General features: G+C 59.9%; 26 protein-coding genes and 1 tRNA gene. 11 read left to right on the top strand and 16 right to left on the bottom strand.

What is annotated here, in order from left to right; genetic code table 11:
• Positions 1-8: 8 nt before the first annotated feature.
• Positions 9-449, bottom strand: coding sequence for a hypothetical protein (locus V8689_RS28015; RefSeq protein ID WP_056782661.1), 441 nt, complete (start codon positions 447-449; stop codon positions 9-11).
• Here V8689_RS28015 and V8689_RS28020 point away from each other — a divergent pair.
• Positions 448-903 (top strand): tRNA (cytidine(34)-2'-O)-methyltransferase, encoded by a 456-nt coding sequence (locus V8689_RS28020; protein ID WP_003171120.1) that lies wholly within the window; start codon positions 448-450, stop codon positions 901-903. The two genes, V8689_RS28015 and V8689_RS28020, sit on opposite strands and share 2 nt — an antisense overlap.
• A 159-nt stretch (positions 904-1,062) precedes the next feature.
• Here the strand turns inward: V8689_RS28020 and secB are convergent, their stop codons facing one another.
• The 3 genes from secB to V8689_RS28035 are packed head-to-tail and all read right to left on the bottom strand — an operon-like array spanning position 1,063 to position 2,246.
• On the bottom strand, positions 1,063-1,542 hold the full coding sequence (gene secB, locus V8689_RS28025) for a protein-export chaperone SecB (RefSeq protein ID WP_032894017.1): 480 nt from the start codon (positions 1,540-1,542) through the stop codon (positions 1,063-1,065).
• A 34-nt stretch (positions 1,543-1,576) separates the two neighbouring features.
• Entirely contained in the window at positions 1,577-1,831 is a 255-nt protein-coding gene (gene grxC, locus V8689_RS28030; protein ID WP_003171118.1) for a glutaredoxin 3, read from the bottom strand.
• Between the two features lies 1 nt (position 1,832).
• A complete protein-coding gene (locus tag V8689_RS28035) occupies positions 1,833-2,246 on the bottom strand; it encodes a rhodanese-like domain-containing protein (RefSeq protein WP_032894019.1) in 414 nt (137 codons plus the stop codon).
• Between the two features lie 151 nt (positions 2,247-2,397).
• Here V8689_RS28035 and gpmI point away from each other — a divergent pair, with 151 nt between their 5' ends.
• From gpmI to V8689_RS28055, 4 genes are all read left to right on the top strand, one after another.
• Positions 2,398-3,924: a 2,3-bisphosphoglycerate-independent phosphoglycerate mutase gene (gene gpmI, locus V8689_RS28040; RefSeq protein ID WP_056782660.1), complete on the top strand. Its 1,527-nt coding sequence runs from the start codon at positions 2,398-2,400 to the stop codon at positions 3,922-3,924.
• A gap of 258 nt (positions 3,925-4,182) precedes the next feature.
• Complete coding sequence (locus tag V8689_RS28045; RefSeq protein WP_056782659.1) at positions 4,183-5,478, top strand: murein hydrolase activator EnvC family protein; 1,296 nt, start codon at positions 4,183-4,185, stop codon at positions 5,476-5,478.
• 30 nt (positions 5,479-5,508) lie between these two features.
• Positions 5,509-6,822, top strand: a complete 1,314-nt coding sequence (locus V8689_RS28050) for a S41 family peptidase (protein ID WP_003187790.1) — start codon at positions 5,509-5,511, stop codon at positions 6,820-6,822.
• Positions 6,823-6,824: 2 nt separating this feature from the next.
• Entirely contained in the window at positions 6,825-7,598 is a 774-nt protein-coding gene (locus tag V8689_RS28055) for a divergent polysaccharide deacetylase family protein (RefSeq protein ID WP_056782658.1), read from the top strand.
• 137 nt (positions 7,599-7,735) lie between these two features.
• On the opposite strand, the gene V8689_RS28060 is transcribed toward V8689_RS28055, so the two are convergent.
• From V8689_RS28060 to V8689_RS28090, 7 genes are all read right to left on the bottom strand, one after another.
• The gene (locus tag V8689_RS28060) at positions 7,736-8,491 is read right to left on the bottom strand and encodes a substrate-binding periplasmic protein (RefSeq protein ID WP_056782657.1); all 756 of its coding nucleotides are present in this window, start codon (positions 8,489-8,491) and stop codon (positions 7,736-7,738) included.
• A 66-nt stretch (positions 8,492-8,557) separates the two neighbouring features.
• Positions 8,558-9,328: an imidazole glycerol phosphate synthase subunit HisF gene (hisF, locus tag V8689_RS28065; RefSeq protein ID WP_003187786.1), complete on the bottom strand. Its 771-nt coding sequence runs from the start codon at positions 9,326-9,328 to the stop codon at positions 8,558-8,560.
• Between the two features lie 9 nt (positions 9,329-9,337).
• Positions 9,338-10,075, bottom strand: coding sequence for a 1-(5-phosphoribosyl)-5-[(5-phosphoribosylamino)methylideneamino]imidazole-4-carboxamide isomerase (gene hisA, locus V8689_RS28070; protein ID WP_032894030.1), 738 nt, complete (start codon positions 10,073-10,075; stop codon positions 9,338-9,340).
• A gap of 39 nt (positions 10,076-10,114) precedes the next feature.
• The gene (locus tag V8689_RS28075) at positions 10,115-10,372 is read right to left on the bottom strand and encodes a DUF2164 domain-containing protein (RefSeq protein ID WP_032900357.1); all 258 of its coding nucleotides are present in this window, start codon (positions 10,370-10,372) and stop codon (positions 10,115-10,117) included.
• Entirely contained in the window at positions 10,373-11,011 is a 639-nt protein-coding gene (gene hisH / locus V8689_RS28080) for an imidazole glycerol phosphate synthase subunit HisH (protein ID WP_054897551.1), read from the bottom strand.
• Positions 11,011-11,607 carry an imidazoleglycerol-phosphate dehydratase HisB gene (gene hisB, locus V8689_RS28085; protein WP_003187781.1) on the bottom strand — a complete coding sequence of 199 codons (597 nt, stop codon included), beginning with the start codon at positions 11,605-11,607 and terminating at the stop codon, positions 11,011-11,013. The genes hisH and hisB overlap by 1 nt, the downstream gene beginning before the upstream one ends.
• A 293-nt stretch (positions 11,608-11,900) precedes the next feature.
• Positions 11,901-13,562: an OFA family MFS transporter gene (locus V8689_RS28090; protein WP_434520659.1), complete on the bottom strand. Its 1,662-nt coding sequence runs from the start codon at positions 13,560-13,562 to the stop codon at positions 11,901-11,903.
• Between the two features lie 325 nt (positions 13,563-13,887).
• Here V8689_RS28090 and V8689_RS28095 point away from each other — a divergent pair, with 325 nt between their 5' ends.
• The 4 genes from V8689_RS28095 to V8689_RS28110 all read left to right on the top strand — a co-directional run bounded on the left by V8689_RS28095 (position 13,888) and on the right by V8689_RS28110 (position 17,616).
• Complete coding sequence (locus V8689_RS28095; protein ID WP_056782656.1) at positions 13,888-16,104, top strand: AsmA family protein; 2,217 nt, start codon at positions 13,888-13,890, stop codon at positions 16,102-16,104.
• Positions 16,101-17,168 carry an A/G-specific adenine glycosylase gene (gene mutY / locus V8689_RS28100; RefSeq protein WP_056782655.1) on the top strand — a complete coding sequence of 356 codons (1,068 nt, stop codon included), beginning with the start codon at positions 16,101-16,103 and terminating at the stop codon, positions 17,166-17,168. The genes V8689_RS28095 and mutY overlap by 4 nt, the downstream gene beginning before the upstream one ends.
• On the top strand, positions 17,165-17,437 hold the full coding sequence (locus tag V8689_RS28105; RefSeq protein ID WP_056782654.1) for an oxidative damage protection protein: 273 nt from the start codon (positions 17,165-17,167) through the stop codon (positions 17,435-17,437). The genes mutY and V8689_RS28105 overlap by 4 nt, the downstream gene beginning before the upstream one ends.
• 103 nt (positions 17,438-17,540) lie before the next feature.
• Positions 17,541-17,616, top strand: a tRNA-Phe gene (locus V8689_RS28110).
• 128 nt (positions 17,617-17,744) lie between these two features.
• Here the strand turns inward: V8689_RS28110 and V8689_RS28115 are convergent.
• The 4 genes from V8689_RS28115 to V8689_RS28130 are packed head-to-tail and all read right to left on the bottom strand — an operon-like array spanning position 17,745 to position 22,522.
• Positions 17,745-19,472 (bottom strand): FAD/NAD(P)-binding protein, encoded by a 1,728-nt coding sequence (locus V8689_RS28115; protein ID WP_056782653.1) that lies wholly within the window; start codon positions 19,470-19,472, stop codon positions 17,745-17,747.
• A 56-nt stretch (positions 19,473-19,528) separates the two neighbouring features.
• Positions 19,529-21,187, bottom strand: coding sequence for an acyl CoA:acetate/3-ketoacid CoA transferase (locus tag V8689_RS28120; RefSeq protein ID WP_082587697.1), 1,659 nt, complete (start codon positions 21,185-21,187; stop codon positions 19,529-19,531).
• Positions 21,184-21,567: a cupin domain-containing protein gene (locus tag V8689_RS28125; RefSeq protein ID WP_056782652.1), complete on the bottom strand. Its 384-nt coding sequence runs from the start codon at positions 21,565-21,567 to the stop codon at positions 21,184-21,186. Before V8689_RS28125 ends, V8689_RS28120 begins: the two co-directional genes overlap by 4 nt.
• 58 nt (positions 21,568-21,625) lie before the next feature.
• Positions 21,626-22,522 (bottom strand): DMT family transporter, encoded by an 897-nt coding sequence (locus tag V8689_RS28130; protein ID WP_032894039.1) that lies wholly within the window; start codon positions 22,520-22,522, stop codon positions 21,626-21,628.
• A 101-nt stretch (positions 22,523-22,623) separates the two neighbouring features.
• On the opposite strand from V8689_RS28130, the gene V8689_RS28135 reads away from it, so the two are divergent.
• Together V8689_RS28135 and V8689_RS28140 are read left to right on the top strand one after the other, a co-directional pair.
• Positions 22,624-23,562 (top strand): LysR family transcriptional regulator, encoded by a 939-nt coding sequence (locus tag V8689_RS28135; RefSeq protein WP_056782651.1) that lies wholly within the window; start codon positions 22,624-22,626, stop codon positions 23,560-23,562.
• A gap of 163 nt (positions 23,563-23,725) precedes the next feature.
• Positions 23,726-24,397: a hypothetical protein gene (locus tag V8689_RS28140; protein WP_056782650.1), complete on the top strand. Its 672-nt coding sequence runs from the start codon at positions 23,726-23,728 to the stop codon at positions 24,395-24,397.
• A gap of 36 nt (positions 24,398-24,433) precedes the next feature.
• Here V8689_RS28140 and V8689_RS28145 read toward each other — a convergent pair whose 3' ends face one another.
• Entirely contained in the window at positions 24,434-26,041 is a 1,608-nt protein-coding gene (locus V8689_RS28145; RefSeq protein ID WP_056782649.1) for an ArnT family glycosyltransferase, read from the bottom strand.
• Between the last annotated feature and the right edge of the window lie 47 nt (positions 26,042-26,088).

Raw genomic sequence — 26,088 nt, forward strand, 5'->3', positions numbered from 1 at the left:
TCCCTCTTTTATTGCTCGTGGAGATGGATCTCCAGCCGCCAGCGGCCATCGACCTCTGCACCGATCCACTCCCCACGCAACGGCCGGGCCGCTACCAGGTTCAGCAGCAAGCCAGCATCGGTCTTGCGTATGCGCCAATTCACATCCTTGTCATTGACCTTGAACTGCCCGTTGGCAGCCTTGCCCTGAGCGTCAAACAGCAACGCCACGGTGCCGTCGATATGCTCGCCGTGCAGCTTGGGTTCGTTGTTGAACCACACCACCAAACCATCCGCCGCAGGTTCTACCTGTTGCAGCTCAAGCGGTTCGGGGGTGGTCAAGCGGCCGATCATCAAGCCAATCATCAGGCCGACAATCGCCAATGAGCCCAACACCCTCGGCAATAGCTTCGGTCTCGGGTCGTCTTCGGGGGTAGAATGCAGCGCATCTTTGCCTTCGGAGCCGTGCATGTTTCACGTCATCCTTTTTCAACCAGAAATTCCGCCGAATACCGGCAACGTTATCAGGCTGTGCGCCAACAGTGGCTGCCACCTGCATTTGATCGAGCCTTTAGGCTTTGACATGGACGACAAGCGCCTGCGCCGTGCCGGGCTGGACTACCACGAGTACGCCACCCTCAAGCGCCATGCCGACCTCGCCAGCTGCCTGGAGAGCCTGGGCCACCCACGCCTGTTCGCATTCACCACCAAGGGCTCGCGGCCGTTTCATGATGCCAGCTTTGCCGAGGGCGACGCGTTCCTGTTCGGCCCGGAGAGCCGCGGCCTGCCGGCCGAGGTGCTTGACGCATTGCCCGATGGCCATCGCCTGCGCCTGCCGATGCGTGAAGGCTGCCGCAGCCTGAACCTGTCCAACACCGTGGCCGTCGCCGTCTACGAAGGCTGGCGCCAACTCGGCTTTAAATAACACCGCATAACAAATGTGGGAGCGGGCTTGTGTGGGAGCCGGGCTTGCCCGCGATGCAGGCACCTCGGTGTGTCAGTCACACCGCAGTGATGCTATCGCAGGCAAGCCAGCTCCCACACAAGCCCGCTCCCACATTTTAGAACGGCATCGCTCAGCAAATTACTGAACGGTTGGCGCGCCTTCTTGTTGCATGCGCTGCAGCTCTTGGGCGTACAGGGCATCGAAGTTCACCGGCGCCAGCATCAGTGCCGGGAACGAGCCACGGGTAACCAGGCTGTCCAGGGTCTCACGGGCATACGGGAACAGGATGTTCGGGCAGAACGCGCCCAAAGTGTGGCTCATGGACGCTTCGTCCAGGCCCTGGATCAGGAAGATACCGGCCTGTTGCACTTCAGCGATGAAAGCGACTTCTTCGCCATTCTTGACGGTGACCGACAGGGTCAGCACCACTTCGTGGAAGTCACCTTCCAGGGATTTCTGACGAGTGTTCAGGTCCAGCGCAACGCTTGGGGTCCATTCCTGACGGAAGATGGCCGGGCTTTTTGGCGCTTCGAACGACAGGTCACGCACATAGATCCGCTGCAGCGAGAACTGTGGGCCTTGAGCTTCTGCTGCTTCGGTGTTCTGTTGATCAGTCATCGCAGATCCTTCTTTATCTTGGGTTCTTAAGGGTTTAGGCGGACAGCAGCGCATCAAGTTTACCGGCGCGCTCCAGGGCAAACAGGTCGTCGCAACCACCGATGTGCCGGGTGCCGATCCAGATCTGCGGGACCGACGTGCGGCCGGCTTTCTGGGCCATTTCGGCGCGCACCTGGGGCTTGCCATCGACCTTGATCTCTTCGAAGGCAACGCCCTTTTTCTCAAGCAAGGCCTTGGCCCGCATGCAGTAAGGGCACCAATCGCTGGAATACACGACAACCTGGCTCATATCACTTCACCAACGGCAGGTTATCGCCACGCCAGCTGCTGATACCACCGGACAGCTTGGCGGCGGTGAAGCCGGTCTTGAGCATCTCGCGGGCGTGGGTGCCGGAGTGCTGGCCCTGGGCATCGACCAGGATGATGGTCTTGGCCTTGTGCTTTTCCAGTTCGCCCAGGCGCGCCATCAGCTTGTCCTGGGGAATGTTCAGGGCGCCAACGATATGGCCGGCGGCATAATCCTTGGCCGGGCGAATATCGACGACGACGGCCTCATCCTTGTTGACCAGCGCGGTCAGCTCCGACGTGCTCAGGCTGCGACCACCGCGGCTCAGTTCATGAGCGATCAGCAGCGCCAGCAGGATGACGAAGGCGCCCACAAGCAGGTAGTGGGCAGTGGCAAATGCAATCAGGTGATCAACCATCAAGGAGGTTCCAGGGCGTTAAAATGGCGGTAAGTATACACAGCCACCAGGGGGGGCCAACCCCCGTAAAGCGGTGACGTGGTTGGAACTTCGCTTTAAACTGCCACTCCCTTTTCAATTGTCTTCCTTTATTAGCGCCGCGAGAGGATCTATGACTACCACGCCTAAACCTTTGGTCCTGATAATTCTCGATGGCTTCGGACACAGTGAAAGCCACCACGACAACGCGGTTTACTCGGCCAACAAGCCGGTACTGGACCGTCTGACCGCCACCGTGCCCAACGGTCTGATCTCAGGTTCCGGTATGGACGTGGGCCTGCCGGACGGCCAGATGGGCAACTCGGAAGTCGGCCACATGAACCTCGGCGCCGGACGAGTGGTGTACCAGGACTTCACCCGTGTCACCAAAGCGATCCGCGATGGCGAGTTCTTCGAGAACCCGACCATCTGCGCGGCAGTCGATAAAGCCGTTGCCGCCGGCAAGGCCGTGCACTTCATGGGCCTGTTGTCGGACGGCGGTGTACACAGCCACCAGGATCACCTGGTCGCCATGGCCGAACTGGCGTTCAAGCGCGGCGCTGACAAGATCTACCTGCACGCCTTCCTCGACGGCCGCGACACGCCGCCCAAAAGCGCGCAATCCTCCATCGAACTGCTGGACACCACCTTCGCCGCCCTGGGCAAGGGCCGCATCGCCAGCCTGGTGGGCCGTTACTTCGCCATGGACCGCGACAACCGTTGGGACCGTGTCTCCCAGGCCTACAACCTGATCGTCGACGGCCAGGCCGAATTCAACGCGGCCACCGCCCAGGAAGGCCTGGAAGCGGCCTACGCCCGTGGCGAGAGCGATGAGTTCGTCAAGGCCACCACCATCGGCGAGCCGGTGAAGGTCGAAGACGGCGACGCCGTCGTGTTCATGAACTTCCGCGCCGACCGTGCCCGTGAGCTGAGCCACGTATTCGTCGATGAAGGCTTCAAGGACTTCGAGCGCGCACGCCAGCCGAAGGTCGAGTTCGTCATGCTCACCCAATATGCCGCCAACATCCCGGCCCCGTCGGCTTTTGCGCCGGGCAGCCTGGAGAACGTGCTGGGCGACTACCTGGCCAAGAACGGCAAGACCCAGCTGCGCATCGCCGAGACCGAGAAATACGCCCACGTGACGTTCTTCTTCTCCGGTGGCCGCGAAGAGCCGTTCCCTGGCGAAGAGCGCATCCTGATCCCGTCGCCAAAAGTCGCGACCTACGACCTGCAGCCGGAAATGAGCGCGCCGGAAGTCACCGACAAGATCGTCGATGCCATTGAGCATCAGCGTTATGACGTGATCGTGGTCAACTACGCCAACGGCGACATGGTTGGTCATAGCGGCAACCTGGAAGCGGCGGTCAAGGCGGTTGAATGCCTGGACCTGTGCGTTGGCCGCATCGTCGACGCGCTGGATAAAGTCGGCGGCGAAGCGCTGATCACCGCCGACCACGGCAACTGCGAGCAGATGTCCGACGAATCCACCGGCCAGGCGCACACCGCCCACACCACCGAGCCGGTCCCGTTCATCTATGTCGGCAAACGTGACCTGAAAGTACGTGAAGGTGGCGTGCTGGCGGATGTGGCGCCGACCATGCTGAAACTGATGGGGCTGGAGCAGCCGAAGGAGATGACCGGCACCTCGATCCTGGTCTGACACCTTCATCACTGCAAAACCCTGTGGGAGCGGGCTTGCCCGCGATAGCGGCTAATCAGTCGACATCTATGTCGCTGACCCACCGCAATCGCGGGCAAGCCCGCTCCCACATTGGTTTTGGGGTGTTTGGTAGATGTCTTTTCGCCATACCATCGCCACTCGGCGCCTAACTTGCCCGCCAGCCCCAATTGGGCGTTTTTTTTGCAGCGCTTGGCGGGCATACTAGGCCGTCCTTTTCCCCTGGTGTCGCCCGCCTCTATGCTTCGCGCCTTGATAACCCTTGCTCTTGTCTGCCTGCTCCAACCGGCGTTTGCCGATGAGCGTGCACAAACCCAACAACAGTTGGACGCTACGCGTCAGGACATTACCGAGCTGAAAAAGCTGCTCGGCAAGCTCCAGGAAGAAAAATCCGGGGTGCAGAAAGACCTGCGCGGCACGGAAACCGAGATGGGCAAGCTGGAGAAGCAGGTCCAGGAGCTGCAAAAAGAACTAAAGAAGAGCGAGTCGGAACTGGAGCGACTCGACGCTGAGAAAAAAAAACTCCAGAGCGCACGCGTTGAACAGCAACGCCTGATCGCGATCCAGGCCCGTGCCGCGTACCAGAGCGGCCGCCAGGAGTACCTAAAGCTGCTGCTCAACCAGCAGAACCCGGAAAAATTCGCCCGTACCCTCACCTATTACGATTACCTGAGCCAGGCCCGCCTGGCGCAATTGAAGGGGTTCAACGAAACCCTGCGCCAATTGGCCAATGTCGAACAGGAAATCGTCGATCAGCAATCGCAGTTGCTCGATCAGAAAACTGCCCTGGACACCCAGCGCGACCAGCTCGATAAAGTACGCAAGGAACGCCAGCAGGCCCTGGCCAAGCTCAACAGCGACGTCCAAGCCCGCGACGCCAAGTTGCAGGCCCGTGAGCAAGATCAGGCCGACCTGGCCAAAGTACTCAAGACCATCGAAGAAACCCTGGCCCGCCAGGCACGCGAGGCCGAAGAAGCGCGGCAGAAAGCGCTGATAGCCCAGCAAGAAGCCGAAAAAAAGCGTCAGCGTGAGGCCGAACTGGCTGCCACCACCGACGCACCGGCCCCGCGCAAACCGGCGCGTGCAGCCCCTGGCCCGCTGGTTTCCAGCAGTGGCGAGTCGTTCGGCGGCCCTTTTGCTTCAGCGCGCGGCAAACTTCCATGGCCGGTTGATGGTCGATTACTGGCACGCTTTGGGGAAACCCGTGGCGATGACACCCGCGCCAAGTGGGATGGCGTGATGATCAGCGCCTCTGCCGGCAGCCAGGTCCACGCCGTGCATGGTGGGCGCGTGGTGTTTGCCGATTGGTTGCGGGGCGCCGGCTTGCTGGTGATTCTTGACCACGGTAATGGCTATTTGAGCCTTTACGGCCACAATCAGACATTACTCAAGTCGGCAGGTGATGTTGTAAAAGCCGGTGAATCCATTTCCACTGTCGGTAACAGTGGTGGCCAGGACACCCCGGCGCTGTACTTCGCTATTCGTCAGCAGGGCCGCCCGAGCGACCCTGCACAATGGTGCCGGTCCCAAGGATAGGGTCGCATCTACATTAGGAGTTCGTTCGACATGCTGCATTTGTCCCGCCTCACTTCGCTGGCCCTGACGATCGCCCTGGTGATCGGCGCGCCTCTGGCTTTTGCCGACCAGGCCGCACCGGCTGCACCCGCCACGGCTGCGACGACCAAGGCGCCGTTGCCGCTGGACGAGCTGCGCACCTTTGCCGAGGTCATGGACCGGATCAAGGCAGCTTATGTCGAACCTGTAGACGACAAGGCCCTGCTGGAAAATGCCATCAAGGGCATGCTCAGCAACCTCGACCCGCACTCCGCCTACCTGGGCCCGGAAGATTTCGCCGAGCTGCAGGAAAGCACCAGCGGTGAGTTCGGCGGCCTGGGCATCGAAGTGGGCTCCGAAGACGGCCAGATCAAAGTGGTCTCGCCTATCGACGACACCCCGGCGTCCAAGGCCGGTATCCAGGCCGGCGACCTGATCGTGAAGATCAATGGCCAGCCGACCCGTGGCCAGACCATGACCGAAGCCGTCGACAAGATGCGCGGCAAGCTCGGCCAGAAGATCACCCTGACCCTGGTACGCGACGGCGGCAACCCGTTTGACGTGACCCTGGCGCGCGCGACCATCACGGTCAAGAGCGTGAAGAGCCAACTGCTGGAGTCGGGCTACGGCTATATCCGTATCACCCAGTTCCAGGTCAAGACCGGCGACGAAGTGGCCAAGGCCCTGGCCAAGCTACGCAAAGACAACGGCAAGAAGCTCAACGGCATCGTGCTTGACCTGCGCAACAACCCAGGCGGCGTGTTGCAGTCGGCGGTCGAGGTGGTCGACCACTTCGTCACCAAGGGCTTGATCGTCTACACCAAGGGCCGTATCGCCAACTCCGAGCTGCGCTTCTCGGCCACCGGCAACGACCTCAGCGAGAACGTGCCACTGGCGGTCTTGATCAACGGCGGCAGCGCCTCGGCCTCGGAAATCGTCGCGGGCGCCCTGCAAGACCTCAAGCGCGGTGTGCTGATGGGCACCACCAGCTTCGGCAAAGGCTCGGTGCAGACCGTATTGCCGCTGAACAACGAGCGTGCGCTGAAGATCACCACCGCGCTGTATTACACGCCCAACGGCCGCTCGATCCAGGCCCAGGGCATCGTGCCGGACATCGAAGTACGCCGCGCCAAGATCACCAACGAGATCGATGGCGAATACTACAAAGAGGCCGATCTGCAAGGTCACTTGGGCAATGGCAACGGCGGCGCCGACCAGCCAACCGGCAGCCGCGCCAAGGCCAAGCCGATGCCCCAGGACGATGACTACCAACTGGCCCAGGCACTCAGCCTGCTCAAGGGCTTGAGCATCACCCGCAGCCGTTGATCATGCGCCTTGCCCTGATCATCGCTGTGCTGTGCAGCCTGGCAGGGGTCGCTCAAGCGGCCCCTGCCGGCGAACCGCACAAAGCCTACCTCACACTGATCATCGACGACCTGGGGCAAAACCTGCCTCGGGATCGCCGCGTGCTCGCGCTACCCGGCCCGGTGACCGCCGCCATCATGCCGGACACGCCCCACGCCGCCGAATTCGCCCGTGAAGCCCACAAGGCCGGCAAGATCGTGATCCTGCACATGCCCATGGACCCGGCCACCGGCCCCTTCGCCTGGCACCCGGAGCTGTCCATCGAAGAACTGGGCAAGCGCCTGAATGCCGCGTTCGATGCCGTGCCCTACACGGCAGGTATCAACAACCACATGGGCAGCCGCATGACCGCACAACCGGTGGCGATGGCCTGGCTGATGAGTGAGTTGCAACGGCGCCACAAGTTCTTCGTCGACAGCCGCACTAGCGCGCAGACCGTCGCCGCCGCCGAAGCGCAGAAGATCGGTTTGGCCCATGTGTCGCGGGATGTTTTTCTCGATGACGAACGCACCGAAGCGGCGATTACCACGCAGTTGCAAACCGCGATCAAGCTGGCGCACAAGCAGGGCTCGGCGGTGATGATCGGGCATCCTTACCCACAGACGCTGGCGGTGCTGGAGCGCGAATTGCCCAAGCTCAAGGCACAGGGCGTGGAGTGGATCGATATCAAGTTGATGATCAGCGTGCGCAGTAACCGGGCGATGGCCGGGCATGGCAAGAACGGTATTTACCGTTAAAGGAAGATTACAAAGATCCACTGTGGGAGCGGGCTTGCCCGCGATGGCGGAGTGTCAGTCACGCAGATCTTGGCTGACCCATTGCTATCGCGGGCAAGCCCGCTCCCACATTTTTGATCGCGTTTATCCTGCCAATCTCAGAGGTAACGCGCCATGATTTCGTCTATACGACCACTCTTGCGTAACTCATCCAGCGCAGCCTGAAGCCTGGCCACCACCTCATCCGGCACGTCCTTGTTCAGCGCCAGGTAAAGCTGCGCACTGTTGAAGCGCAATACGGTCTTGAGCCCGTTTACCCCCACCTGCCGCGCCAGGTAGCGCCCAGCAGGATCGCCAGTGGCCCACAGGTCGATCTGGCCCTCCAAGAGCTTTTGCGCATTGTCCTGGTCACGCAAGGCAACAATCGGCTTGAGCCCCTGCTTGTCCAGGCTTTCGGCAATGGCGTCGCCTTTGTAGGCACCAATCTTGTAGCGGCGTGCCTGCTCAAGGTTTTCCAGTTGGATCTTGCTGTCGGCCTTGGCCAATAGCACCCAATCGTCCGGGCCGATGGGGCCGACCCATTTGAACAAGGCTTCACGGTCTGGCAACCGCGCCATCACAAACACGCCGTAACCCGGCTTTTCCAGGGCGAGTTTGTAGATTCGCTCCCAAGGGAAACGCAGGGTCAGGTTGTAGGAAATGCCGGCACGTTTGAAGGTTTCGCGCATGATGTCTACGGCGATGCCTTCGATGTTCTCGTCCCTGGCGAAGTTCTTGCCGTTTTTCGCCATGTTGTAGGGCGGGAAATTTTCCGTCAGCAGCACCAGGGAGGCGTCAGACGGTTGTTCGGCGTGTGCCGTAGCCACCATGAGCATGGAGGAACTGGCGAGGGCGAGCAGCAGGTGTTTGAACATGAAGGCTACCGGAATCCATGGCAAGCGCAGAGAGTGCCGCGAGCCTGCCATGGTGTCCAGCAGCGTTTAGCGCACGACGATACCACGCGCCGCCATGTAGGCCTTGGCCTCGGGAACGGTGTATTCGCCAAAGTGGAAAATACTTGCTGCCAGCACTGCGCTGGCGTGGCCTTCCAGTACACCATCGGCCAGGTGTTGCAGGTTGCCCACCCCACCCGATGCGATCACCGGAATGCCCAGGGCATCGCTGATGGCGCGGGTGACGCCCAGGTCGAAGCCGTTTTTCATGCCGTCCTGGTCCATGCTGGTCAGCAGGATCTCACCGGCGCCCAGGCCTTCCATCTTCATCGCCCACTCCACCGCGTCCAGCCCGGTAGGTTTGCGCCCGCCGTGGGTGAAGATCTCCCAGCGCGGGGTTTCGCCCGGGCCGGACACCTTCTTGGCGTCGATAGCCACCACGATGCATTGCGAGCCGAAGTGCTGCGCGGCTTCGCCGACAAACTCGGGGTTGAACACCGCGGCGGTGTTGATCGAGACCTTGTCTGCACCGGCATTGAGCAGGTTGCGGATGTCTTGCACGGTGCGCACGCCACCCCCCACGGTCAGTGGGATAAACACCTGGCTGGCCATGCGCTCGACGGTATGCAACGTAGTATCGCGGCCATCGACGCTGGCGGTGATGTCGAGAAAGGTAATCTCGTCGGCACCTTGCTCATCGTAGCGACGGGCGATTTCCACCGGGTCGCCGGCGTCACGGATGTTCTCGAACTTGACGCCCTTGACCACGCGACCGTTGTCGACGTCCAGGCAAGGGATGATGCGTTTGGCCAGCGCCATGGTCAGTCCTCAGCCGTTGTAGGCATCGCAGTAAGCCTGGGCTTCGGCGACGTCCAAGGTACCTTCGTAAATCGCACGGCCAGTGATGGCACCAATAATGCCGGGGGCCTTGGCGTCCAGCAGCGACTTGATGTCACCCAGGTTGTGAATGCCGCCGGAAGCGATCACCGGAATCTTGGTGGCCGCTGCCAGGGCTGCGGTGAAGGGTACGTTGCAGCCCTGCATCATGCCGTCTTTGGCGATGTCGGTATAAACAATGGCAGACACGCCGTCGGCTTCGAACTGCTTGGCCAGGTCGATCACCTGCACGGTGCTGATTTCAGCCCAGCCGTCGGTAGCGACGAAGCCATCTTTGGCATCCAGGCCTACGATCACTTTGCCCGGGAAAGCGCGGCAGGCTTCGGCGACGAAGGCTGGGTCTTTCACGGCCTTGGTGCCGATGATCACGTAGCTCACGCCCGCCTTGACGTAGTGCTCGATGGTTTCCAGGGAACGGATACCGCCGCCGATCTGGATCGGCAGGGTCGGGTAGCGCTTGGCGATGGCAGTAACCACCTCGCCATTGACCGGCTGGCCTTCGAAGGCGCCGTTCAGGTCCACCAGATGCAGACGACGGCAGCCCCCTTCTACCCATTTGGCAGCCATGCTCACCGGGTCATCGGAGAACACGGTGGAATCTTCCATGCGGCCTTGGCGCAGGCGGACACAAGCGCCGTCCTTGAGATCGATAGCGGGGATAATCAGCATCTGGCAAACCTTATTCGATATTCAGCAATGCTTGGGAAATCAGGGTTTCTCAAGCGACCACAAGTCGCTTTCGATGCTTTCGAACCTTTCTTTAAGGAGCGTCTGCGTGTCGAAAATCGCCCTGTTGTAATAATGCGGCGCCACTTCGGTGGTGAACAGCTCAAGAATCTCGGCGACCTCGAACGAGCCCAGCTTGAGCTCGAAACGGTCCTCCATGAATCGCTTGATCTTGTCGGTAGCCTCACGCTCCTGCTCGGGCGCGAGGTTCAAGATCGGCTGCTTCGGTTTCCTGGCCATTTACCAGCGACCATCCCACGCGGCGAAGTTCTGCAGCAATTGCAGGCCATGGGTATGGCTCTTCTCCGGGTGAAACTGCACGGCAAAGCGCGAGCCATCGGCCAGCGCGGCGGCAAAATCGACGCCGTAATGCCCGCCACCCACCACCTGACGCGGGTTACCGGCGGCGATGTAGTAGCTGTGCACGAAGTAGAAACGCGCCATGTCCGGGATGTCGTGCCACAGTGGGTGGTCGACGGTGCGGCGCACTTCGTTCCAGCCCATGTGTGGGACTTTGAGGTGCTCGCCGTCCTCATGCAGGTCTTTGCCGAAGAACTTCACCTGGCCCGGAAACAGGCCGATGCAGTCGACACCGCCGTTCTCTTCACTGCTGTCGAGCAAGGCTTGCATGCCCACGCAGATGCCGAGGAACGGGCGGTCCTGGCTTACCTCGCGCACCAGGCTGTCAAAGCCCAGGCGGCGGATCTCGGCCATGCAATCGCGAATCGCGCCTACACCGGGGAACACCACGCGGTCGGCTTCGCGAATCACGTTGGCATCGCTGGTGATCAGCACCTTGCCGGCACCTACATGCTCAAGGGCCTTGGCCACCGAGTGCAGGTTACCCATGCCGTAGTCGATAACCGCGACCGTCTGCATTACAGAACGCCCTTGGTCGACGGCATTTGCCCGCCCATGCGCTCATCGACTTCCACAGCCATGCGCAGTGCGCGGCCGAAAGCCTTGAACACGGTTTCGATCTGGTGGTGGGTGTTGGTGCCGCGCAGGTTATCGATGTGCAGGCTGACCAGTGCGTGGTTGACGAAACCCTGGAAGAATTCCTGGAACAGGTCGACGTCAAAGCCACGGCCCACATTCGCGCGGGTGTAAGGCACGTGCATCTGCAAGCCCGGGCGACCGGAGAAGTCGATGACCACACGGGACAGCGCTTCATCCAACGGGACATAGGCATGGCCGTAGCGACGGATGCCTTTTTTGTCGCCGATGGCCTTGGCAAACGCCTGGCCGAGGGTGATACCCACGTCTTCCACCATGTGGTGGTCGTCGATGTGCAGGTCGCCTTTGCCGACGATATCCAGGTCGATCAGCCCGTGACGGGCGATCTGGTCCAGCATGTGCTCAAGAAAAGGTACACCGATATCGAATCGGGCCTTTCCGGTGCCATCCAGGTTGATCGAGGCTTTGATCTGGGTTTCCAGAGTGTCGCGCTCGACAGATGCCTTACGTTCGGCCATCACCAGCTCCGCAAAATCATTGGGCGAAAAAGGCAGCCATTATAGGGGCGCGGGCGCTAAACAGAAACAACGAAGGGGATAAGACTGACGAGTTGGAGCGAGGAATGTCGGGGATAGACATGTGCATACATGTGAGCAAGGGTTTATGTGAGAGCTGGCTTGTGTGGGAGCTGGCTTGCCTGCGATGCAGACACCTCGGTGTATCAGTTACACCGTAGTGATGCTATCGCAGGCAAGCCAGCTCCCACACAAGCCCGGCTCCTACAGGAACCGGGCCCACTCTTACTGCGGTGTCAGTGGAACAGTACTGCAGTCTTCTGCAGGGTCACCCACACACCCCACGCCAACGGAATACCCACCACCAGCCACGCGGCAATCGCCAGCGGCTTGCTGGCGGCGGAGGCTTTCCACTCCAGCACGGTGGTGGCATCGGCACCTTTGTCATGGCCCAGCGCCTGTTCGGCGGCAAGTTCTGCATCAGTCATGAAGTATTTATCGGCCACCGGGCGCACCAGCAGGTTGCAGATAAAGCCCAGCACCAGCAGGCCGGCGAGGATGTACAAGGTGATGTCGTAGGCCGCAGCGCGTTCAACGCCGATGCTCAACTGGTATTCACGCAGGTAGTTCACCAGCACCGGGCCCAACACGCCCGCAGCAGCCCAGGCGGTCAACAGGCGACCGTGGATCGCGCCAACCATCTGGGTACCGAACAGGTCGGCCAGGTAGGCCGGGACCGTGGCAAAACCACCGCCGTACATCGACAGGATGATGCAGAACGCGGCCACGAACAGCGCCACGTTACCCAGGTGCCCCAGGTTCGGGATCAGTGCGTACAGGGCAAAGCCCAGGGCGAAGAACACGAAGTAGGTGTTTTTACGCCCCAGGTAGTCAGAGAACGAGGCCCAGAAGAACCGGCCACCGATGTTGAACAAGCTCAACAGACCAGTAAAGCCAGCGGCGATGGCCGCAATGGATGCCAACTGGCCCGCATCCAATTGACCAAATGGCACATCGACACCCAACAGCTTGCCGCCAAACACTTCCTGCAGCAGCGGCGAAGCCATGCCCAGGATGCCGATACCGGCCGACACGTTCAGGCACAGCACCAGCCATACCAGACGGAACTGCGGGGTTTTCCACGCAACATTCACATGCACATGGCGGTGAGTGATCATCGCATTGCTGGCTTTCTTCGCTGGCGCGGTCCAGCCTTCAGGCTTCCAGCCGGTTGGCGGAACGCGGTACAGCAGTGCACCACCGATCATGAACACGAAGTAAATCGCCGCCATGACCACAAAGCTCTGCCATACACCGACGCTGGTCGGTGAAGAGAAATGGCCCATCAGCGCTGCGGCCAAAGGTGCGCCCACCATCGCGCCGCCGCCAAAGCCCATGATCGCCATGCCGGTGGCCATGCCGCGCTTGTCCGGGAACCACTTGATCAAGGTCGAAACGGGCGAGATATAGCCCAGGCCCAGGCCAATGCTGCCAATGACCCCGGAGCCGATCCACATCAGCCAGATCTGGTGGGTATAGATACCCAGGGCCGAGATCAGCAGGCCACCACACCAGCACAGCGCCGAGACAACCCCGGCCTTACGCGGCCCGGCGTGTTCCAGCCAGCCGCCCCAGATCGCTGCGGAGCAGCCCAGGAAGATGAAGAACAGGGTGTAGATCCAACCCAGCATGGAGATGGGCCAGTCGCATTGAGACGAGAAGACTTGAGCGATAAAGCCCATGTCCGGTGCGCAAGCCACTGGCGCGGTGATGCCCAGCGCCTTGGATAACGGCAGCCAGAACACCGAGAAGCCATAGGCCATGCCGATGCACAGGTGGATGGCCAAGGCGGCCGGTGGAACCAGCCAGCGGTTGAAGCCCGGCTTGGCGATGATGCGCTCCTTGGACAGGAACGCAGGCTGTGCGGCGTCAGTGCCGGCCACAGTGCTAGTGCTCATTGGTGTTTCCCCCAGTTATTGGTATGCGTCCGTCAGGCGCTCTCTCCCTCGGCCTTGCACGCAAAGCGTGGCCGTTTTGTTGAGTGGAACTTCCCTTTAGGCGCGACCTTAAGTCGCAGAAGGCGGACGAACGTGCAGAGATTAGCACCAGTGGATGTGAGAAAAATCAGATTGCCACTACCTTTTTGGATTATCTGTATTTTCTTGACGTCAAAATCCTATTTCCGCGCCCATGGATACAATGTAACGATCCGTGAACTGACGCGGGCCGTCGAGCGTTATACTCTGCGGCTAAATTTTGAAATCGACATACAAGGACTCGCCCATGAAAGCGTTCGGCAAAATCCTGGGTCTGGTACTTCTCGGGCTGTTGCTGATCATTGTGGCGCTCGGCTTTGCCCTGACCCACCTTTTCGATCCCAACGACTACAAAGAAGAAATTCGCCAGATAGCCCGCGACAAGGCCCACATCGAGCTGACGCTCAATGGCGATATCGGCTGGAGCCTGTTCCCCTGGCTGGGCCTGGAACTGCACGAGGCCAGCGTCGCGACCCTGACCGCGCCCACGCAACCCTTTGCCGACTTGCAGATGCTCGGCTTGTCGGTACGCGTACTGCCACTGCTGCGCCGCGAAGTGCAGATGAGCGATGTGCGTGTCGAAGGCCTGAACCTGCGCCTGAACCGCGACAAGCAGGGCCACGGCAACTGGGAAGACATCGGCAAGAACCTGCCCGACGAAACCACAGGTACCCCCGCTCCCGCGCCGGTCGAGCCCGTGGCGGAAACCAAACCAGAAAAGCCACCGCAGCCGATCCGCCTGGATATCGACAGCCTGACCATCAACAACGCCCGCGTCGAATACACCGATGAACAGACCGGCAAGCAGCTGAGTGCCGAAAGCATCCAGCTGAGTGCCGGTGCCATCCACGAAGGCGCCAGCATCCCGCTGAAACTCACGGCCTTCCTGGGCAGTAACCAGCCGCTGATGCGGGTCAAGACTGAGCTGAACGGCAACTTGCGCATCCAGCGTGCGCTCAAGCGTTACCAGTTCGAAGACATGCGTTTTAGTGGCGAGGCCACTGGTGAGCCGTTGCAAGGCAAGACGGTGAGCTTCTCCACCCAAGGCCAATTGCTGGTGGACCTGGCGGCCAACGTCGCCGAGTGGACCAACCTGAAACTGGCGGCCAACCAGTTGCGCGCGTTGGGCGAACTGAAGGCCAATGACCTGGACAAGACCCCGCAGATCAGCGGCGCGCTGTCGGTCGCCCAGTTTGACCTAGCCAAGTTTCTTGAGAGCGTCGGTCATCCGCTGCCTGCCATGGCCCCCGGCAGCCTGAGCAAGGTCGAGCTGGTGAGCCGCCTCAAGGGCACGCCCACCAGCGTCGCCCTGGAAGACCTGAACCTTAAGCTCGATGGCAGCACCTTCACCGGCCGTGTCGCCGTGGATGATTTCGCCAAGCAGTCCCTGCGTGTGCAGCTCAAGGGCGATACTTTCAATGCCGACAATTACCTGCCGGCCAAATCCGAAGCCGCCAAAGGTGCAACCGCCGCACGCCAGGCCGAAGTACAGAGCAGCGAAGCGGGCGCCATGGCCGCAGGCGGCAACACGCCATTGCCGGAGGCGCCGACCAAAGGCGCCTGGAGCAACGACAAACTGCTGCCGCTGACCCGCCTGCGCAGCCTGGACGTGAATGCAGACCTGGCTTTTGGCGAGCTGACCCTGAGCCAACTGCCCATTCAGAACGCGGTGCTCAAAGCATCCGGCATTGACGGTCAACTCAAGCTCGACACCCTCAGCGGCGGTCTCTACAACGGCACGTTCCAGGCCAACGGCACACTCGACGTACGCCAGGACACGCCCGTGCTGGCCCTGCAAAGCCACATCAAGCAGGTGCCTGTTGAACGCATCCTGCAGGCCCAAGGGAAAACCCCGCCGGTCAAAGGCCAGCTCACCCTCGACAGCAACCTCAGCGGCCGCGGCAACAGCCAGAAAGCCCTGATCGACAGCCTCAACGGTACCGCCAACCTCGTGATCAACAACGGCGTGTTGCTCAATGCCAACATCGAGCAGCAACTGTGTACCGGCATCGCCCTGCTCAACCGCAAGACCCTGAGCACCACGCCAGGCGGCAAGGACACACCCTTCCAGGAACTGCGCGGCAACCTCACGTTCCGTAACGGCGTGGCCAGCAACCCCGACCTGAAAGTGCGCATCCCGGGCCTGACGCTCAACGGCAACGGTGATGTGGACTTGCGCGTGCTGGGCATGGACTACCGCGTGGGCATCATCGTCGAAGGCGACAAGCGCGATGTGCCGGACCCGGCCTGCCAGGTCGGCGCCAACTTCCAGGGCATTGAGGTACCGCTGCGCTGCCGTGGCCCGCTGGAGCTGGGCGCCAAGGCCTGCCGCCTGGACAAGGACGGCCTGGGCCAGGTCGCTCTCAAGGCGGCCGGCAATCGCCTTAACGAGAAGCTGGAAGAGAAACTCGACAAGGTTAACCCCAAGCTCAAAGACGCTTTGAAAGGCCTGTTCAACCGATGAGAAACGAGCAGTTTTCACAAGCGGTGCTGGACTGGTACGACCGCCATGGCCGCCACGACCTGCCCTGGCAACAGGGCATCACGCCTTACCGGGTGTGGGTGTCGGAGATCATGCTGCAACAGACCCAGGTCAGCACCGTGCTCAACTACTTCGACCGGTTCATGGCCTCCCTGCCGACGGTCGAAGCCCTGGCCGCCGCGCCGGAAGATGAAGTGCTGCACCTGTGGACGGGCCTGGGCTACTACACCCGGGCGCGCAACCTGCAAAAGACCGCGAAGATCGTGGTGGCCGAATACGGCGGCGAATTCCCCCGCGACGTGGAAAAACTCACCGAACTGCCGGGTATCGGCCTGTCCACCGCTGGCGCGATTGCGAGCCTGAGCATGGGCCTGCGTGCACCGATCCTCGACGGCAACGTCAAACGCGTGCTGGCGCGCTTTACTGCACAAGAGGGCTACCCTGGCGAACCCAAGGTGGCTAAGCAGCTGTGGGCCACCGCAGAGCGCTTCACGCCCTTTGAGCGCGTCAACGCCTACACCCAGGCCATGATGGACATGGGCGCCACCCTGTGCACCCGCAGCAAACCCAGCTGCCTGCTGTGCCCGCTGGAAAAAGGCTGCGAAGCCCACATGCTGGGCCTGGAAACCCGCTACCCGATCCCCAAGCCGCGCAAGACCATCCCACAAAAGCGCACGCTGATGCCGATGCTGGCCAATGCCGAGGGCGCCATCCTGCTTTACCGTCGCCCGTCGACGGGCTTGTGGGGCGGCTTGTGGAGCTTGCCGGAGCTGGACGACCTGCAAGACCTGGATCACCTCGCCAACCAGCACGCGCTGGCGCTGGGCAAGCATCAGGAACTGCCCGGGCTGGTCCACACCTTCAGCCATTTTCAGTTGGCCATCGAACCCTGGCTGGTCCAGGTCGAGGAAACCGCCCATCACGTGGCCGAGGCCGACTGGCTCTGGTATAACCTCGCCACCCCGCCGCGCCTGGGCCTTGCCGCCCCGGTGAAAAAACTGCTCAAGCGCGCGGCCGACGTATTGAACGCAGGAGTTTTGTCATGACCCGCACCGTTATATGCCGCAAGTACAAAGAAGAACTGCCAGCCCTGGAACGCCCTCCGTACCCAGGTGCCAAGGGCCAGGACATCTACGACCACGTCTCCGCCAAAGCCTGGGGCGACTGGTTGAAACACCAGACCCTGCTGATCAACGAAAAGCGCCTGAACATGATGAATGCCGAAGACCGTAAATACCTGGCCGGCGAAATGGACAAGTTCTTTTCCGGCGAGGAATACGCCAAGGCCGACGGCTACGTTCCACCTGCTCAATAATTGATCAAAAACCGGGGTCTGCACGTAAGCGACGGTAATAATTAAATATTTTTTGAAAACTTGCTTGACGCCCCCCTGAAAAACCCGTTTAATGCGCCCCGTTGCCCAGATAGCTCAGTCGGTAGAGCAGGGGATTGAAAATCCCCGTGTCGGCGGTTCGATTCCGTCTCTGGGCACCAAAATACCGAGAAACCCCAAGGAACCCGTTCCTTGGGGTTTTTTATTGCCTGCGATTTAACAGGCTTCAGGTACCGAAGCCAAAACGACCTGCGTGGGCCTGTTTTAAATGGCCAGACTCAGAGCGCTCTCAGACCAGCTGCGTCGTCGGCGACGCCAATTCCCCTCGCACGGGTGCCCCAAGCACGTTTGCGTTCCCCTGAGCAGCCTTCAGGCCATAGCGTCTACTCTGCCTGGTGCTCTCCGAAGCAGAAGCCGTGCGACCTCTTCGAGCGACAGACCGACGACGAGGTGCTCGCGCCGCAGGCAACGCCGCGTGAGAAATGCTGCCTGACAATACGCTGAGCGCATCTTCAACCTGACGCCGCGCCAACCTGACGTTGACGTCCATCGCATTCGTCCAGAAATACGTGCCAGCGGCCAGGCTGCCAAGTACCGAGACATGAGGCCAGGCCTCACCAGCTGCACCCACCAACCTTCCGGTCTCGAAGTCCAGCTCAAAGCCGCCGAACTCATTGGGCTTGGCCAACTTGCGCCGGAGCAAATTCACCACGAGCGGCACGTCAGACTGTTCCACCTGAACGGAGTACCCGGTGGCGTTGATGACATATTCACTCTCGATGACGCTACGAAATGCATTGCGACGGTCGTCAATGCGCGTCTCGAATACCTTTGAAGCCTCGTTGTAAGTGACTTGGCTGACGCCGCCGAGTACCAGTATGCGGTCAGCCTTCAGCAACGCCTGCAACTTATGGGCATTTTTGACCGGCACCGAGACTCGGTAAGAAGACCAGAGACTGCCGAATGTCGTCTGGAATACCTGCTTGTCGTCGCGAGACAGGCGATGCCAGACATAATCGATAATGGAGTTGGTCGAGTAAATGACCGACTGCCACAGACGCTCGGCATTGTCTGCCTGCATGATCTCGGACGTTATGTAGTCCAGCACACCAGCGCCCGAATTCATGATGTGCTTCAAGTCCAGGGCGTCACCGGTAACCTCCTCGATCTCCCGCAGCAACATCGTAAAGACGTCATGCAGCTTGAGCTGGCCCCCATTTGCATCACAGAAGTTATCGATGTGGGCCCGGGTCAGATGAGTCAGTGTATGAGGCCGATTAAAGGTACCGCGCACACTGGGCAGACGGCCGGTGCGCGATGCCATGACAATTTTCCCCTGGTGCCCGGCTTCTGTCAGTGAGAGCACAGTGTCAATGGCCGACAGCCCGGTCCCTAGCACACACACCGAAGCGTTGGCCGGTATGTTGCGCACCATGTCCCGGGTTGGGTATGGGGTGCGCACGAAGCCAGCCACGTCATTGAGCTGAGTAAACCGCGTGGAGGGTAGGTTTCCCATGCTGAGGACAACCCGATCCGCGACGTAGGCCACGCCGCTCTCGGTATCAATGCAAGGGCGCTGGTCAGACAGTGAGATCAAGTCTGTGACCGTTGACGTCACTGCGGTGACCTTAATGCCATGGGCGCGGGCCAAGGCCATCGTCTGCTCATACTGATGCGCCAGGTATCTGCCAAACAGGCTGCGCGGCAGGAAGGCGTGATCGTCGATGACTGTTTGTGGAAAATCTACCGCCTGATCTGCGCCATGCTGTTCCAGCCAGCGAATAAAATGCCGCTTGTCGCCTGCTACCGCAGACATGGCGTCGGCTCGCGTGTTGAGCAAGTTGCACTCAAAGTCGGCCTGGTACGCATAACCCGGCCCAGGTGTTTTCTGTGACTCAAAGATCAGCACATCCAAATGATGACCCAGCCCCTGACGGACAGCTTCATCAATGAGTTGCGTAAAATATGCGACGCCGACAGAACCACCGCCCACTATGGCAATTGTTATTTTTTTCATGGTGTTTTCCAAAACGCGTAGTGCGAAGAATGAAGAGCCATCACTGAAATGATGAGTTAGTCACGCGAACGCCAGTACTTGTCCGTGACAGAGAGCGGCTGATGGAGAAAAATCGACGCAGGCATCAACTCCACGTGGTCAGCCACGATGATATCGGCCGTACTGCGAGCGAGAATATCGCGCTCGATGTCGATACCCGGCGCAACTTCCTTGAGTATCAAGCGGCCGTCCTTCAATACGAGCACAGCCCGTTCGGTGATGAACAGAATCGGGCAGTTGCGTGATTGCGCATGGGCGGCATTGAAGCTCATGTGCTCAACGGCTTGAATAAACTTGGTGATATCCCCTTCACGCTCAATGATTAATTGCCCGGCTTCAAACCCCAGCTCCAAACCACCGGCCGTGAAGGTTCCACAAAACACCACGCGCTTGGCGCTTTGCGAAATGTTGATAAAACCACCGACGCCGTTGAGCCGCCCGCCGAATCGACTGATGTTGACGTTGCCACGGCTGTCGGCCTGACCAAACCCGAGGAAGGCCAGATCGATACCGCCACCGTCATAGAAGTCGAACTGGCTGGCTTGATCGAGGATCGCTTGAGGGTTGCTCGAAGCGCCGAATGACAGCCCGCGCGCAGGCGTGCCACCGATAACCCCTGACTCGACCGTAAGCACATGGGCGGAGCAGCGCTCCTCGCTCGCCACCCTTGCAATGAACTCTGGGGTGCCAATACCCAGGTTAACGATCGGTGCGTTGTACCGGGCTATTTCATACAGGGCTCGGCGCGCGACGATTTTTTTGGCGCACAGCGGTAACGGCGTGACTGCGATATCGGAGCGTGACCGCCCGGTATAGGTGTTGTTTCTGACCTCACCGTAGGTTTGCCAATGCGTGTCTGGTGTGGATAGAACCAGATAATCGACAAAGATCCCGGGTATGCGGATGGTCTGAGGATCGAGCGAGTTGCGATCGACCAATTCCATCACTTGCACAATGACGATACCGCCGCAATTGTGAACGGCCTGCGCCTGGGCGAGGCTGTCCTGAAAGTTGGCTTCGTCCTCCATGCTGATATTGCCGTCGACATCTGCTCGGCTTCCGCGCAAAAAGGCGACATTGATGGGCATCGACGGATAGAAAAGTTCTTCACGCCCCCCAACGTTTACTACTGAGATCAGCTCTTCAGTCGTAGCCGGGCCGACTTTGCCCCCCTCCTGCCTGGGGTCGATAAAGGTGTGCAAGCCAATCCCTGAGAGCACTCCACTTTTGCCCCCGGCGATTGAGCGGAACAGGTGGCTTATTACGCCCTGAGGCCAGTTGTGCGCTTGGATTTCACCACGCAGTGCCATCTGGCCTATCGACGGGGCAAGCGCCCAGTAACCTCCGATCACCTTTTTCAGCAGGCCTTTGACAGCCAGTTGATTAAGCCCACGGCTGGCCTTGTCACCCTGGCCGGCCGCAAAAACCAGGGTCAGGTCTGATGGCTGTGCAGTAGCGGCAAAACGCGCCGCCAGTGCTTCGGTGAGCAAGTCTGGATGCCCGCAACTGCCGAACCCCCCAGTGGTGATGGTGCAGTTATCGGGTACCAGGGCCGCCGCCTGGCTGGCGGTAATGACGCGCTTAGGCTCCATCACATAATCACTGCCGAACGAGGCCGCTGCGAGCGCCGCCGGGGGAGCCTGGACGCTGAAGCCGCTATTGAGAGCGCCCATCATGGCTGCGCCTGCGCCAGGGAAACGGTCTGCACGGGCTTTTCCCACACTACCAGGAAGGTGCAGCCTTCATCGCTCCACAGCGCGTGCTCGCTATCAGGCGGGCAGACTTCAAGCGTGCCTGCTGGGTGCGCCCCGGCATCGTTATGCAGCACGCCATCGAGCACAAAAATCAGTTCGTAGCCCGGATGAAGGTGGCGCTGCGTACGGGCACCCGGCTGATAACGTACCAGGGCAGCCGACGGGCCATCCACTTCCGGCCCTTGGTACAAATGCACGATATCGGTCTTGGTTCGGCCATTGGCGGTATAAGGCACCCACGGCAAGGCTTCTTTGCTACGCACTGCGTTGAGTACATCTTTAAGGATTTGTCCGGTATGCATGATACTTCCTTGTTCGCTGGATAAAGAGGCGTTAGATAGGGGTGGTTAAACGTTGAGCTCACTTCTTGACATGGGTGCACGCATAAACAGCCAGTGCGGTAATCGCAAAACCTACAGCGTTAATTGCACTGAACGATTCACCGAGGAATACAAAGCCCATTAAGGCGGTTACTGCGGGAATAAGATGGAACAGCCCTGCTACTTTGCTCGCCTCACCTTTGCGCATGAGAATGTAGAGGATGCTGATAGCACCAATAGAGTTGACCAGTGACAACCAACCGGACGCGAAGATCATCGTTGGGGTCCACTGAACCGCGAGGTTTTCAAAGTGGTCGGCGAGAAAGAACATCACGAAAGAGGCCGTGGCCAACTGGATAAAACCGCCCGTGCGCAAGTCCATGCCGGTGCAGTATTTTTTCTGATACAGGCTGCCGGCCGTGATGCCAACCAGTGCCAGCACTACGCACAAGTAACCTGTCAGGCTCGCCGTTGCACTTACACCGAGCTGTTCATAGACCACCAGGGCCACACCGAACAATCCGCCCACCAAGCCGAGCCACTCAACACGACTGACTTTTTCGTTAAGAAACCGAGTGGCGCCCAACGCGGTAAACACCGGCATCGTGCCGACAATCAGCGCGGCCACAGCAGCCGACACGCCCAGATCCAGCCCCATGTACAAGCCAGCAAACTGAAGCGCCTGGATCAGGATACCCACCACCACCAGATGGCCGAACTGAGCGCGGCTTTTCGGCCACGGTGCTTTAGTCGCAAGCGCCACGCCCAGCAGGATCAGCGCCGCACTGGCAAAGCGAATGAAGATCAGGGTGTAGGGCCCCACAAAGGGGAGTGCCACTTTGCCAACGACATAACCGGAACTCCACATGACGATGAAGAGCAAAGGCAGTAGAGTGGCGGGCAGGGCAATATTGAAACTTCTGGTCAGGGCTTTCATGAATCCTCCAAGGTTTAACCGCTAGAGAATTCAAAGTATTTAACCCACCCGCTGCGCACAATACGGCCAAAAAGAACAAGCCTGTGTCCTCTGGAGAAACAATGGAATCTTTCTCAGATAATATTTCGGATGTCTTTGTTTTCGTTAAAGTTGTCGAACTGAAAAGTTTCTCCAAAGCGGCCCGTTTCTTCGGTTCGACCACCTCAACCGTCAGCAAACAAATGCGCAGGCTTGAGGAAACGCTCGGGGCCAAGTTGTTAAACCGCACCACGCGAAGCCTGGCGCTCACAGAAGCGGGAGAACTTGCCTATCAGCACGGTGTTCGGATTACCGAGGAAACCGGCGCATTACTCAACTCAGTAGAAAGCTTGCAATCGGCGCCCCGGGGCCACTTGCGGGTCACCACATCGGTTGCCTTTGGCAATCTCCACTTGAGCAACCTGGTTGGGCAATTCCTCAACGCCTACCCCGACATCAGCGTCACGCTCTCTTTGAGCGACCGCTATGTGGATATTGTCGAAGAGGGGTTCGATATTGCGATACGCCTGACCAGTACGCCCGTTGACAGTTTTATAGCGCGACGCTTAGCCAAACTCGATTACGTACTATGCGCAACACCCGGTTATTTAAGCAGCCACTCCCCCATCGCCACGCTCGGTGATTTGGCCGCACATAACTGCTTGATCAATGGCCTGGCGCGGGAAGCATCCTGGCGTTTTATTCGCGATGGCGAAGTGACCGAAGTGCGCGTATCAGGGCGTTTCAGCGTCAACAGCAGTGAGTCGGTGAGGCAGGCCGTGATGGAAGGTGTGGGCATAGGCTTGCTGCCCACGTTCTCCATCGCCGACGATTTGCGCAAGGGCAGCCTCAGCGTGATTTTGCCCAAGTACATTGCAGAGGGTACGTTCGGCGACAGCATTCATGCGATTTTCTTGCCGAGCAAATTTGCCGTGCCCAAGTTGCGGGTCTTTGTGGACTTCCTGATCGAGAAATTCGAAGACGGTGGTGGATGGCTGCCAGCCCCGCAGAAGGCTGAATAACCACGGGTGCCATGACGACCAGGACCGCTGCCCTGTATCCTTAGTGGCCTAGTGCCTGCGATTGGCAGAGGAAAGCCATCAGGCTTTTATCCCCCGTACTGGTTATTTTTCTCTAGGTTCAATCGTTCAGCCTTTACCCAATTCTCAGTTGTAAGGTTTTTTCATGACCCGCTTCTTGCTTTGCACCCTATTAATACTGACCGCCCTGCTCAGTGGGTGTGCCACGCAGTTGGACGTAGCAATCAACGCAACGCCTGATCCCGACTACCACTTTGACCGCCAGGCAACCGTGTTAGTGACTTCCACGGGCGGCAGCGATGAAAACTCACTCAATGCCCGCTACTACCTGCGCGACATGGTTCGCGCCATGCAAGACCAGGGCTTTGGCAATGTCTTCACCGACACCACACTGCCCAAGAACCACGCGCCGATTAAAATGACCGTCACCCTGGATGTCGACAGCAAGCAGGTGACGTATCGCTACACCGCTACCGAATACGGGCAAGTTGCAAAAAGCACCACCACCCAATGCAAAAAGAACAAGAAAAAGACCGACCAACTGACCTGCACCAGCACTCCAAACACCTCCTACGGCCCGGTAGGGACCTCGGAGCGCACCGGCTACACCACGCTCACCACCTTCCGGGTCACCGCTCGCGATGAAGCGAGCAGGCGTGCGGTCTACCTGCTACGGGCGTCGTCCTATAACGACGATTGCCAAGCCGCCAAAGTCGAAGCCTTTCTGGTACAGCAGGGTTTGCAGAACCTGAATTTCCAGGACCGTGTGCAGCGCAACTATACGGTCACGATGCCTGAAAGCTTCCGTTGCAAATAATCATCTGCTCGACAGGCCCTTCGCTAAAGGGCCTCCTTACTTGAGCAAAAACACCATCAACGGGTTGTCATTCAAGCGCCCCTGATAGCTCGGAGCCAAGTGCTCCACCGGCGAGCCCTTCAACAGCGAAGTCTCCTTGCGCGACACAATCACCCAGGAAGGCCGGGGCAGCGCCGCCAGCTTCTCAAGCTCGTGACGCCCGACAAACAGCGGCTGTTCATCGTGATCCAGGTTCATCATGTAGCGCACCGCCCAGGTATCCCGCGCCAGGTCGACAAACACCAAAGGGCCCGGCTGCGCCTGGCGCAGCGCCTCCACCTGGCTGACAAACCGCCGGGTGTCGAATTGCAGGTCCTTGGCCGGCTCTATCACCGTCACCAGCAACAGCCATTGCGCCGCCAGGGCGATCAGGCTGATCCACACCAACCGCCATGCTCGCCGCCAGGCCATCAACGCCGCAACTTGCAGCACCACCAACGCGCCGATCATCAACGGCAAGGAAATGTCCGGCCAGTAGCCCTGCTTGTGCCAGGCGTATCGACACACAAACACCACAACCACGCACAACGCCGGCAGCGCCGCGACGAGCCACTCGTAGCCATGGCGCACGCGCACCAGCCAGCCTTGCGCATGCAGCAGCCCATAGGCAGCGACAGCCGCAAACATCGGCACCATCGGCAAAATGTAATAAGCGCGCTTGAAGTGCGGTACCGATAGGCCGAGCAGAATGATCAAGCCGCAGCCCCCAAAGCGCACCAGTAATTGCAGGTGCTCATTGGCCCAGCGCTCGGGCCAGCGATGGCGCAACGCGAACAGGGTCGCGAACGCCAGCGGTACTACCGGGAAGTAACGGTACAAGCTCAGTTGAAAATAGAAGTAGAACGGCTCTCCCGACTCATCCAGACGCCCACCGACTTGCATCTTGAAGACTTCATCGGCAAAGGCATCGCCGCCACTGAGCCGCGCAAGCTTCATCAGTAGCCACCAGCATGCGGCGAGCAATACCAAGCCAATAACGCCGTGGATCAGCACCTGCCGGACGCGCTCCCCCGGCTTGCCCAACGCCCAATACACACACACCACCGCGCAGACTTCAATCAACCCCAGCGGCCCACGTATGGCGAAACCCAGGATGAACAGCGGGAACACCGCCAGTTGCCTCAGCCGTGACCCGAGGCGTTCGCCGGTGTGCAGCAGGTAGAAACTGCCCACGCATAACAACGCGACCATTTGGTCCAGGCACACCGAGCGCGACTTTTCGAGCAACTGGGCGGTGAGCAGAGTCAGTAACACCGTCAGCAGCGCCCAGGCACGGCTGTAGGGCGCCAGCAGGCGGAACATCAACGCGATCACCCCCGCCGATGCGAGCGCCGTGGGCAGCACATTCGCCAAGTGGTTCGGCGCCTCAAACAAGCGGGCGAAGACATAACTGAAGAAGGTCGCGGTGCCGGGGTAATCCGCGTAGGGCTGGCCGTAGGTGGTGGGGAAAAGGCTCGCGCCATGGCGATACATTTCCTGCAGGAACAGCGCCCAACGCCCGTCAAAACCCTGGGGCTGCTGATCCCAGATGCCCACAGTGAATAACAACAGAGCGACCAGGAAAATACCCAGTGACTCCAGGCGAAAACGGTTGCAGTGATCCATCGGGTGACCTGTCAGGTGGGAAGCGCTGGCGTATGGTGCCGAACGCG

Origin of the sequence: Pseudomonas sp. AK181 (genome assembly GCF_051122975.1) — a bacterium.
Lineage (GTDB): Bacteria > Pseudomonadota > Gammaproteobacteria > Pseudomonadales > Pseudomonadaceae > Aquipseudomonas > Aquipseudomonas lactis.